We start from the raw sequence: 680 nt of genomic DNA, 5'->3' as shown, positions 1-680 counted from the left end.
ACGTAGAAGTAATACCCAAACGATCCTAAAATTGCAAATAAGGAAAAATAAAATCTCATAAACGAACGTTTATAAAACAGAATCCAAACGGCAATAAAATTAATACCTGCACATATTCCAAGTACAAATAATGTATGATAAAACGTAAAATTACCAATAGGATCATTCATATAGTTCCAAATGAATTTGAAGTTGTAACAAACAGCAGCTACTACAAATATTTTAAAGACTAGTTTTAATGAGAACATATTTCCTTTCTTTTTCTTATTTGACGATCTGGATCTGGAAGGCGAATATACTTCTGCTTCGCTCTCTTCATCTACTTTTTTCTTTTTCCTTCCCATAATCCATTGTTTATATCCTCTTTCTTCCGGTTCCCTTTCTTCTTTTTGTCTAGTAGCGTTATCTCTTTCTTTATATTCTTCATCATCAACTTTTTCTACTTGTTGGTCTGAATTTGAATAAAAATCCAATGCCTATTCACCTCAAAAATATTTTTTAATTATTATAACTTATTTAGACTTAGATAGTGATTTTTAAGCTCCTTTTTAATAGAACCTTACCTTAAGTGTACCACTATTAATTTAGTTTATCAGGTAAGTATTGTGACAACTTAAATTTACTAAATGCCAACGCCTTTTTATTATTCAAAAGCAGAATGTTGTACTTAAACTATAGGG

General features: G+C 29.3%; 1 protein-coding gene. It reads right to left on the bottom strand.

Annotation, left to right across the window (positions count from 1 at the left end):
* Positions 1-473: hypothetical protein (locus tag V7137_RS29740; protein ID WP_335701401.1), on the bottom strand; the 473-nt coding region annotated here is incomplete at its 3' end.
* Positions 474-680: the final 207 nt, after the last annotated feature.

The sequence above is a fragment of the Neobacillus drentensis genome (assembly GCF_036962765.1).
Classification (GTDB): Bacteria; Bacillota; Bacilli; order Bacillales; family Cytobacillaceae; genus Neobacillus; species Neobacillus drentensis_C.
The sequence above is the reverse complement of the archived record's forward strand: the minus strand, read 5'-3'. Positions and strand labels throughout refer to the sequence as shown.